The 350-nt window shown below is 60.6% G+C and carries 1 protein-coding gene; it reads left to right on the top strand.

Annotation, left to right across the window (positions count from 1 at the left end):
- Positions 1 to 68: 68 nt before the first annotated feature.
- A partial coding sequence (locus CXF87_RS12480; RefSeq protein WP_198556102.1) for a transposase occupies positions 69 to 350 on the top strand: 282 nt, incomplete at its 3' end.

The following is a 350-nucleotide window of genomic DNA, read 5'->3' as shown; positions in this document are numbered from 1 at the left end:
ACCCCAGCTTATTCATGAGGCCGACCTGAAAACGAAGATGGCGAGTGGTTTTCTCTTGTAGAATCAGGATGTTCCTGCCAGAACACGATTCAAGAGGACCACTCGCCATGGGTGAAACCCTAACGACCTGGTCGCCCTCGTGCAACGGCTCTGTCCGTGTTGAGCTGAGCGGCCAGCGCACCACTAGCGACAGCGGCGCCCTGCTGCTGCGTGAAGCCCTCGACAACAGCGGCGTGATCGAGGCGCTGGAAGACAATCTGGTCGACTTCCGCAACCCGCTACGCATCCGCCACTCGCTGGCCAGCCAGCTGCGTACCCTGGTGCTGCAACGGGCGATGGGCTGGATCGAT

The sequence above is a fragment of the Halomonas sp. MES3-P3E genome (assembly GCF_002836035.1).
GTDB classification, from domain to species: domain Bacteria; phylum Pseudomonadota; class Gammaproteobacteria; order Pseudomonadales; family Halomonadaceae; genus Vreelandella; species Vreelandella arctica.
Note: the sequence above shows the minus strand (reverse complement) of the source record. Positions and strands in the feature narration are given on the sequence as shown.